12 protein-coding genes are annotated in these 8931 nt (G+C 74.4%); 11 read left to right on the plus strand and 1 reads right to left on the minus strand.

The genetic code is table 11. From position 1 onward, the window contains the following. From VH969_RS17635 to VH969_RS17675, 9 genes are all read left to right on the plus strand, one after another. Positions 1-230: biotin protein ligase-related protein (locus VH969_RS17635; protein ID WP_527249161.1), on the plus strand; the 230-nt coding region annotated here is incomplete at its 5' end. 80 nt (positions 231-310) lie between these two features. Next, positions 311-841 carry a PH domain-containing protein gene (locus VH969_RS17640; protein ID WP_331975482.1) on the plus strand — a complete coding sequence of 177 codons (531 nt, stop codon included), beginning with the start codon at positions 311-313 and terminating at the stop codon, positions 839-841. 1 nt (position 842) lies between these two features. Next, a complete protein-coding gene (locus tag VH969_RS17645; RefSeq protein WP_331975484.1) occupies positions 843-1784 on the plus strand; it encodes a hydroxymethylglutaryl-CoA lyase in 942 nt (313 codons plus the stop codon). Between the two features lie 4 nt (positions 1785-1788). Further along, positions 1789-2340 carry a GNAT family N-acetyltransferase gene (locus VH969_RS17650; protein ID WP_331975486.1) on the plus strand — a complete coding sequence of 184 codons (552 nt, stop codon included), beginning with the start codon at positions 1789-1791 and terminating at the stop codon, positions 2338-2340. Then, positions 2337-2951, plus strand: a complete 615-nt coding sequence (locus VH969_RS17655; protein ID WP_331975488.1) for an adenosylcobinamide amidohydrolase — start codon at positions 2337-2339, stop codon at positions 2949-2951. Before VH969_RS17650 ends, VH969_RS17655 begins: the two co-directional genes overlap by 4 nt. A 78-nt stretch (positions 2952-3029) precedes the next feature. Beyond that, positions 3030-3464 carry a YbaB/EbfC family nucleoid-associated protein gene (locus tag VH969_RS17660; RefSeq protein WP_331975490.1) on the plus strand — a complete coding sequence of 145 codons (435 nt, stop codon included), beginning with the start codon at positions 3030-3032 and terminating at the stop codon, positions 3462-3464. Further along, complete coding sequence (locus tag VH969_RS17665) at positions 3461-3793, plus strand: hypothetical protein (RefSeq protein WP_331975492.1); 333 nt, start codon at positions 3461-3463, stop codon at positions 3791-3793. Before VH969_RS17660 ends, VH969_RS17665 begins: the two co-directional genes overlap by 4 nt. Positions 3794-3795: 2 nt before the next feature. Then, entirely contained in the window at positions 3796-6363 is a 2568-nt protein-coding gene (locus VH969_RS17670) for a TNT domain-containing protein (protein ID WP_331975494.1), read from the plus strand. Then, positions 6360-6647: a hypothetical protein gene (locus VH969_RS17675; protein WP_331975496.1), complete on the plus strand. Its 288-nt coding sequence runs from the start codon at positions 6360-6362 to the stop codon at positions 6645-6647. Before VH969_RS17670 ends, VH969_RS17675 begins: the two co-directional genes overlap by 4 nt. Here the strand turns inward: VH969_RS17675 and hisN are convergent. After that, positions 6644-7420: a histidinol-phosphatase gene (gene hisN, locus VH969_RS17680; protein ID WP_331975498.1), complete on the minus strand. Its 777-nt coding sequence runs from the start codon at positions 7418-7420 to the stop codon at positions 6644-6646. The two genes, VH969_RS17675 and hisN, sit on opposite strands and share 4 nt — an antisense overlap. 32 nt (positions 7421-7452) lie before the next feature. On the opposite strand from hisN, the gene VH969_RS17685 reads away from it, so the two are divergent. Both VH969_RS17685 and VH969_RS17690 read left to right on the plus strand, forming a co-directional pair. Beyond that, positions 7453-8112, plus strand: a complete 660-nt coding sequence (locus VH969_RS17685) for a response regulator transcription factor (RefSeq protein WP_331975500.1) — start codon at positions 7453-7455, stop codon at positions 8110-8112. 3 nt (positions 8113-8115) lie between these two features. Beyond that, the coding region (locus VH969_RS17690) for a HAMP domain-containing protein (protein WP_331975502.1) at positions 8116-8931 on the plus strand (816 nt) is incomplete at its 3' end.

Here is an 8931-nt window from a genome sequence, read left to right on the forward strand (position 1 = left end):
GGCTCGCGGACGGGGACGTGCAGCGCAGCGGCGTGCTGACCGGGTACCGCGAGGTGTGCGGCACGATCGGCCTTCGGGTGCGCGCAGAGCTGCCCGGCGGCGAGGCGCTGACCGGCGCCGCCGTCGACGTGGACAGCGGCGGGCAGCTGCTCATCAAGCTGGACGACGGCACGGTCCGCTCGCTGTCGGCAGGCGACGTCGTGCACCTGAACAACGACGAACGCGATTAGCGCGATCCGCGCGCCCGGCGTCCGTCGCCGCCGGTACGGTTATCCGGTCACCATTGGCCAGGTGCTTTCGGGAGGACGCCGTGCCCTATCCAGACGACCTGCTCAGCGACGGCGAGCGCGTCATTCTCCACAAGCACTCGCACTGGAAGATGCTTCTGGTCCCCTACCTCGTCCTGGTCGTCACGCTCGCGCTCGGCATCTGGCTCGCGGTCCTCGTGCAGGACCAGTCGTGGCGCCTGGTCGCCTGGATCGCGATCGCGGTCATCGGTGCGGCCGTGCTCATCTGGCTGTTCTTCGTGCCGTTCCTCCGCTGGCGGACCACCCACTTCATCGTGACGACCGACCGCGTGATGGCTCGCGAGGGCGTGGTCAACCGGACCGGCATCGACATCCCGCTCGGCCGGATCAACAGCGTCCGCTTCGAGCACGGCCTCATCGACCGGATCTTCGGCTGCGGCACGCTGATCATCGAGTCCGCCTCGCAGGAGCCGCTGGAGTTCGACGACATCCCCAAGGTGGAGAAGGTGCACACCCTGATCTACCGCGAGGTCAACGACAACCCGCACGACGACTACGGGCGCGGTTCCACGCAAGAGTTCCAGCAGGGCTGACGTGACCGCTCGGGATCTCGGGCTCCCGGTCCGGGTGCCCGGCGACGACCTCCCGGCCGCGGTGACGGTCTGGGAGGTCGGCCCGCGCGACGGCCTGCAGAACGAGACGGCCGTCGTGCCGGTCGCGGTCAAGCTGGAGTTCCTCGACCGGCTCGCCGACGCGGGCCTCACCACGATCGAGGCGACGAGCTTCGTGCACCCCAAGTGGGTGCCCCAGCTCGCCGACGCGGAGGAGCTGCTCGCCGGACTGTCCAAGCGGGACGGTGTGCGGTACCCCGTGCTGGTGCCCAACGAGCGAGGCCTGGACCGCGCGCTAGCCGCGGGCGTGCGGCACATCGCGATCTTCGCCAGCGCCACGGAGACGTTCGCTAGCCGCAACCTCAACCGCACGCTCGACTCGCAGATGGAGATGTTCGACCCCGTCGTGTCGCGCGCGGTGGCCGAGGGAATGGACGTGCGCGGTTACGTGTCGATGTGCTTCGGCGACCCGTGGGAGGGCGCGGTCGACCCGGCGGCGGTCGTGTCGGTCGGGCAGCGGCTGCTCGACATGGGCTGCTCGCAGCTCTCCCTCGGCGACACTATCGGCGTGGCCACCGCGGGCCAGGTCGCCGCGCTGCTGAGCGCCTTCGCCGCCGCGGGCACCGCGATGTCCGCGCTCGCCGTGCACTTCCACGACACCTACGGCCAGGCGCTCGCCAACACGCTCGCCGCGCTGCGCCACGGTGTGACCACAGTGGACTCTTCAGCGGGCGGGCTGGGTGGCTGCCCGTACGCGGAGTCGGCCACCGGCAACCTCGCGACCGAGGACCTCGTGTGGCTGCTCGACGGGCTCGGCGTCGACACCGGCGTGGACCTGGACAAGCTCGCCGACACCAGCGCGTGGCTCGCCGGCGAGCTCGGCCGGCCCAGCCCGTCGCGCGTGGTGCGTGCGTTGCGGGGCTGACCTCGTGGAGATCGTCGAGCTCACCCCGGACACCTGGCCTGCCCTGGAGACGTTGTTCGCGGCGAACAAGACCGTCGGCGGCTGCTGGTGCGTGTGGTTCATGCGGCCGCACGCGGAGGTGCGGGCCGGCTGGGGCGAGGGCAACCGCTCGTTCCTGCGCGCGCGGCTCGGCGCGCCGCTGGGGCTGATCGCGGTCGACGACGACGGGCCGGCCGGCTGGGTGGCGGTCGCGCCGCGGGCGACCTACCCGCGGCTCGCGACCTCGACGATCACGCGGTCGGACGCCCGGCCGGACACCTGGTCGGTGACGTGCTTCTTCGTCCACCGGCGGGCCCGCCGCCAGGGCCTCGCCGCGACCTTGCTCGACTCGGCCGTCGACTTCGCGACCGCCCGCGGCGCCGCGGCGGTCGAGGGGCACCCGGTGGACACCGAGGGCGCGCGGCGCGCGGCGGGCGACCTCTACCACGGCACGCTCGACATGTTCCTCGCCGCCGGGTTCACCCTCCTGGACCGGCGTGGCACGCGTCGAGCGCTGGTGCGCAAGGAGATCCGGTGAGGCCGGAGCTCGCCTCGGTCGCCGGCGCGCCGGTGCTGGTGTGGCAGCCGCCCGCGCCGCTGCTGACGATCTCGTCCGGCCCGCTGGGCGGCGGGCTGGGCCCGCGCGAGTGGGTGCTGAACGCGACGGTGCCCGACGGGTACGACCGGCGCGATCCCGACGTGCACCTGGCGGAGCTCGCCGCCGAGCTGGGGCTGGCCGGTGCGGGTGCGGGGTTCCTCACCGCGGTCGACGTCCGGGAGGTCGTGCACCGCTCGGAGGGCGGCGTGCACGCGTCGGTCACCACCGGGATCGGCGCGCACCCGACGTGGGCGGCGGCGCCCGCGGCCGTTGCGCGAAGCGGCCCCGGAACGATCAACGTCGTGTGCTTCTCGCCCGTCCGGCTCTCGCCCGCCGCGCTCGTCAACACCGTCGCCACGATCGCCGAGGCGAAGGCGCAGGCGTTGTTCGAGGCCGGGGTGCCGGGCACCGGCACGAGCACCGATGCGACCGCCGTGCTGTGCCCGCCCGACGGACGGGCGGAGCCGTTCGGCGGCCCGCGCTCGCCGATCGGCGGAACTATCGCACGTGTGGTCCACTCGGCCGTGTCGGTGGCGTTGCGGGGTCGTTGAGAATCACGGGAACCGGGACGCGCCGGCGCGCGTCCAACGCGAGACCGACGACCATGCCTGCACCCAGCGGAGGTAGCCGTGGGGGCTGACCATCGAGCTCAGGTCGAGGAACTGCTAGCGGGCTACCGCCGCAGCCGGGAGCAGTTGGGGGTCGTCCACCGCAAGTTGGCGGCGCTCAAGGAGTCGGCGACCAGCGAGGACGGCTTGGTCACGGTCACCGTCGGACCCCAGGGCCAGCTGTGCGAGCTGGTCATCGTCGACTCGGCGTACCGCAAGCTGCGCCCGCACGAGCTCGCCCAGACCATCGTCGAGCTGACCGAGAAGGCCGCGCTGCTGATGGCGCGCAGGGCCGGCGAGGTGCTCGCCCCGGTGCTGCCGCCCGACACGGATCCGGACGCGCTGCTGCGCGGCACGGCCGATCTCACCCAAACGGAGCTCAAGACCGAGCAGCCGGGTGCCGAGGAGACATTCGAGAACCTCACCTGGATGCAGGCCGGCCGGAGGAAGCGATGAGCGACGGGTACGAGGTCGAGCCGGACCGCCTCGCCGGGCAGCAGGCGCAGCTCGACCCGATCGCCGGCCGGGTGACGTCGATCCACCAGACGCTGACCGCGGCGCTGGCCGAGGCCGGCGCGTGCTGGGGCTCGGACGCCGTCGGCCAGAGCTTCGCCGCCGCGCACGCTTCCCCCGCGGACTCGACGCTGGCGCAGCTGGGCGCGCTGCCCGGGCAGCTGGGCTCGGTCGGCGACCGGTTCACGGCGACCGCGGCCACGTACGAGGGCGACGACCAGCACGGTGCGCGGCGGCTGCGCGCGGCCGGACCGGACCTCACCGAGGCATAGCCATGGGCATCGAACTTCCTCCCGAGCTCGCCGGCGTCGCCGCGCAGGCGGGCGTGCGGTGGCCGGAGGCCGACGAGGAGGCCATGGCCAGGCAGGCGCAGGCGTGGCGCGACGGGGCCACGAACATGTCGGCGGTGACGACCGACGCGGACCGGACCGTGCGGGGCGCGCTCGATGCCGTCCACGGCGACACGGGTACCGCGGCGACGAAGCACTGGCAGACGTTCGTCGAGCCGGACTCCGGTCACCTGACGTCCACGGTGCGCGGCATGAACGCGGCGGCGGACCGGCTGGAGCACGCGTCGCAGCAGGTCGGAGCGGCGAAGGTCGAGATCGTGCGAAACCTCGTGGCGCTGGCGCAGAACTCCGACGCCGCACACAGCGCCGCCGCGGCCGGCCACCCCACCGCGCTGGCGGGCCTGGACACTGCGATCCGCGGCACGTCGGCCAACGTGGCGAACATCGAGTCGAGCCTGATCTCGGCGGTGCAGCCGGCGTCGGGCGTGGACATCTCTGGGGTGCGCGACCCGGTCAACGCCAACCCGGGCACCCACGGCCCGAACCTGCTGCAGGGCGCCACGAACCTGGTCGGCGCCACGACCCACGGCGCGACCGACCTGGTGGGCCAAGGGCACGGCAGTGGTCATGGCGGTGGTCATGGCGGTCACGGCGCGAACCTGGTGGGCGCGACCACAGACCTGGTCGGCGCCACGACCCACGGCGCGACCGACCTGGTCGGCCAGGGGCACGGCGGGCACGGTGGACATGGTGGACACGCGCCGGGCGGCAGCCTGCTCGACGACACCGTCCAGGGCGCGACCGACCTGGTGAGTGACACGACTCGCGGCGCCACCCATGTGGTGGGCGAGACGGCCCACGGGGCGACGAACGTGGTCGGTGGCACGGCGCAGGGCGCCACGAACCTCCTGGGCCAGGGCGGTCACGGACACGGGCCGGGCGGCAACCTCGTGGGTGACACCGTCCAGGGCGCCACCAACCTGGTCGGGGACACCGCACACGGCGCGACGCATGTCGTCGGGGACGGCCCTCCGGGACCCGGCCATCCCGGGCAGGGCGGTCTCGCGCAAGGGGCCACCGATCTCGTCGGCGACACCGCCCACGGGGCGGCCCACGTCGTGGGCGACACCGGGCGCGCGGTCGCCGGCGCGGGCCCGGACGTCATCGGTGGCGATCCCGAGATCACCGGGCCGGTGCCGGTCGACAGCTCGTGGCCGCCGGGGCTCGGCGACCACCCGACACCGCCCACCGGGCAGACCTCGCTCGCCGGCTTCGCGGACGTTCCGGCCGCCAGCCCCCAGGCGAACGTGCCGCCGGCCGCGCCGGTGGTCGGCAACGTGCCCGCCCCCGGCGCCAACCCCGGCGCACCCAACTTCGGCGGCCCGAACTTCGGCGGCGGCCCGTCCTTCGGTGGTGGCGCGCCGGGTGTCCCGGCCCCCGGCGGCATGGTCGGCGGCCCGGCCGGTGGCGCGGCCCCCGGAGCGGGGCCCCGGCCGGCTCCGGGCGGTCCCATCGCCGGCGGCATCGCCCCTGGTGCGGGCGCTGCCCGGCCGGCCGCCCCGAGCGAGAACCTGGCCCGGCCAGGCGCCGGTGGCGCGACCGGAGCACCACCGGCGGGCAGCGGGCGCCCGGCCGCCGGTGGGACCGGAACAGGCGCACCCGGACTCGGCGGCCCGGGCGCACTCGGCACGGGCGCGCCGGGAGCCGGTGGCCTCGGGGCCGGCGGTGCGCGGCCGGCCGAGTCCCTCGTGCCCGACCCGCGCAGGGGCGGCTACGCCCCCGTCGTCCCGCCCGTCCCGGGCGCCCAGCCCGGCGCCGCGGCGGCCGTCCCCGCCCGGGAGCGCGACGAGGCCCTGGCTCTGTTCTGGGTCCACATGTTCCCCATCGGCCACATGCCCGTTGCCGACGACCGGCCGGCGCGGCAGCTGCCCGCACCGCCGCCCGAGCTGGACTACGCGCCCGGCCTCCGCTTCGAGCCCGGTGACCATCCGCAACGACACCTGGTCGACAGCACCGACCGGCGAGCCGAGCTGCGGGAGGGCGTGCCGGCGCTCGAACCGTCCGACGCGCTCCAGCCCGGCTCGGCGCGAGTCAGCGAGCTGACGGAAGGCCACGACCCGCTCGGGGGCGAGCACGAGCGCGACTGGGACCGCCGCTACCTGGTCCGCTTCGGCAGCGTGACCGCGCACGGGATCAGCCGCGAGGGCGTCGAGTTCGCCTGGCCGCCGGGGGAGCAGTACCCCGAGGGCGGCAGCGCGGAGGCCGAGGCCGAGGTGCTCGACGAGGGCACCGAGATCGACCGGTTCGGCCGCTGGGAGGGCCGCGTCTTCGCCGCGGCCGGCACGCCGTTCGCGCAGCGGTCGCTGCCGCCGGCACACCTCGAGCAGGGCTACCGGCGCTACCGCGTGCTGCGCCCGCTGCCGGTGTGGCGCGCGGTGTCCGCCGCGTGGTTCGCGCAGCCAGGCGGCGGCGTGCGGTACCGGACCACGCACTCGGCCATGGAGCTGCAAGCCCTCGGCTACCTGGCCGACATCACCGGGGAGGACACATGAACGCCGAGTCGATCTCCGAGTGGCTGACCGCCGTCGGCGTGCCCCCGGCGATCGTGTCGATCGGTGCCGAGGCCGACAACGCGTGGTGCCTGGTCCGCGACGAGCAGCCGGACGAGGAGGGCACCTACGGCTGGGAGGTCTTCTGGCGCGAGCAGGGCAACCGGTACGACTGGGCCCGCTTCACCAACGAGCAGGTCGCCTGCCACTACCTGTTCGGCCGCCTGACCTGGGCCCAGGTCGTGCGCGGCGCGGTCGGGCTGCTCCCGGCCGCGAATCCCGCCTAACCCCGCAGGATCGCCAGTGCCGCCTCGTGCAGGTGGCCGTTCGTCGCCAGGCCCGAGCCGCCGTCGAAGCGCGGCTCGCCGCTCAGGTCCGTGAACGACCCGCCCGACTCGGTGACCAGGATCTGCACGGCCGCCAGGTCCCACGCGTTCGCGACCGGCTCCGCCACCACGTCCAGCGCGCCCTCGGCCACCAGGCAGTGCTGCCAGTAGTCCCCGAACGCCCGGCTCTCCCAGCACGCCGCCAGCAGGGCCAGGTACCGGGGCCTGGCCGGGCCCCACGTCATCAGGTCCGTCGTGGACACGTACGCGTCCGACAGCGAGCGAACGCCCGACACCCGCAACCGCCGCGGGGGACCACCCGAGAACGAGCTGAACGCGCCCGCCCCGGCGGACGCCCACCAGCGCCGCCCGAACGCCGGCGCCGACACCACGCCCACCACCGGTGAACCGGCCTCGACCAGGGCGATCAGCGTCGCCCACGCCGGCACGCCGCGCAGGAAGTTCTTCGTCCCGTCGATCGGGTCCACGATCCACGTCCGCCCCGGCCCGAGCGAGCCGCCGCGCTCCTCGCCCAGCACGGCGTCCCCCGGGCGGTCGGCCGCGAGCACCGCGCGGATGGCGTCCTCGACCGCCGTGTCCGCGTCCGTGACCGGGGTCCGGTCCGGCTTCCGGTCGACCACGAGGTCGTCCGCGCGGAACCGGGCCGTGGTGATCTCGTCCGCAGCGTCGGCCAGTCGCAACGCGACGGAAAGATCATCAGCATGGGAGGCCATGGCGGCATGCTGTCACGCCTAGTCTTAGCGTCGTGAGTGTGGTGCTGCTGGCCGAGGACGACGCGGCGATCGCCGATCCGCTGTCCCGTGCCTTGAATCGGGAGGGCTACGAGGTCCGCGTGGTGGTCGACGGCCACAGCGCGTACGAGTCGGCGAACGGCGGCGGGATCGACCTGCTGGTGCTCGACCTCGGGTTGCCCGGAATCGACGGGCTGGACGTGTGCCGGCGGCTGCGCGCGGCCGGCCGCGGCATCCCCGTCCTCATGCTGACCGCCCGCGCCGACGAGGTCGACTTCGTCGTCGGGCTGGACGCGGGCGCGGACGACTACGTCGCCAAACCGTTCCGGCTGGCGGAGCTGCTCGCCCGGATCCGCGCGCTGCTGCGCCGCCAGGCGCCCGGCACGATCGAGGTCAACGGCGTGAAGATGGACCTCGCCGCACGTCAGGTCCTGGTCGACGGTGACGAGGTGACGCTCGCCAACAAGGAGTTCGAGCTGCTGCGCGTGCTGATCCAGCGAGCGGGCCAGGTCGTCACCCGCGAGGAGATCCTCGACGAGGTGTGGGGCGGGCCCGAGCTGAAGACCAGCAAGACGCTCGACATGCACATGTCGTGGCTGCGCCGCAAGCTCGGCCACCGCGCCGGCCGGATCGCGACCGTGCGCGGCGTCGGGTTCCGCTTCAACGCCGAGTAAGCCGTGCGCCGCCGCGTCCTCCTGGCGATCCTCCTGGCCGTCACCGTCACCGCTTGCCTGCTGGGCATCCCGCTCGGCTACACGGCGACGGCGATCGTGGAGAACCTCACCCGGGAGGACCTCGCCGGCCGCGTCCGCCAGATCGCCGCGATCCTGGACGACGAGGTCGCCAGCGGCCACCAGGTCGACCTGCGCAGCGTGCAGCTGGCCGTGCCGACCGGTGGCCACCTGCTCGTCACGCTGCCCGACACCGGCAAGAACCTCACCCTCGGCCCGGAGCTGCGCGGCGACACGGTGAGCGAGGAGGTTCCGATCGTCCAGCACGGCACCGTCCGGCTCTCCATCGACGCCGCCCCGATGCGCGCAACGCAGACCCAGGTGGCGCTGCTGGTCGCGCTCGTCGTGGTGGCCACGATCGGCATTGGGTTCGTCGTCGCGAGCGTCACCGCGCGGCGGCTGGCCCGCCCGCTGCGCCACGTCGCGGACCGCGCGTCCCGGCTCGGCGCGGGCGACTTCCGGCTGGACCGCACCCGCTACTTCGTGCCCGAGCTGGACTCGGTGGCCGAGGCGCTGGACGCGTCCGCCACCGCGCTCGCGCAGCTGGTGCAGCGGGAGCGGGAGCTCGTCGGCGACGTCTCCCACCAGCTGCGCAGCCGGCTGACCTCGCTGCAGCTACGCATCGAGGAGCTCACCGCCGTGCCCGACGAGGAGGTCGCCCACGAGGCGCGGGCGGCGCTGGAGCAGGCCGAGCGGCTCGCCGACGTCCTCGACGAGCTGATGGCCGCCGCGCGCGAGGCCCGGGCGGTGGGCGCCGAGCCG

This window comes from Actinophytocola sp. (assembly GCF_036555685.1).
Lineage (GTDB): Bacteria > Actinomycetota > Actinomycetes > Mycobacteriales > Pseudonocardiaceae > Actinophytocola.

Excerpts from the sequence above, each read along its gene's own strand:
- hisN (WP_331975498.1), bottom strand. The coding sequence starts at position 7,420 with ATGGCCTCCCATGCTGATGATCTTTCCGTCGCGTTGCGACTGGCCGAC.
- VH969_RS17665 (WP_331975492.1), top strand. The coding sequence starts at position 3,461 with ATGAGCGACGGGTACGAGGTCGAGCCGGACCGCCTCGCCGGGCAGCAG.
- VH969_RS17675 (WP_331975496.1), top strand. The coding sequence starts at position 6,360 with ATGAACGCCGAGTCGATCTCCGAGTGGCTGACCGCCGTCGGCGTGCCC.
- VH969_RS17670 (WP_331975494.1), top strand. The coding sequence starts at position 3,796 with ATGGGCATCGAACTTCCTCCCGAGCTCGCCGGCGTCGCCGCGCAGGCG.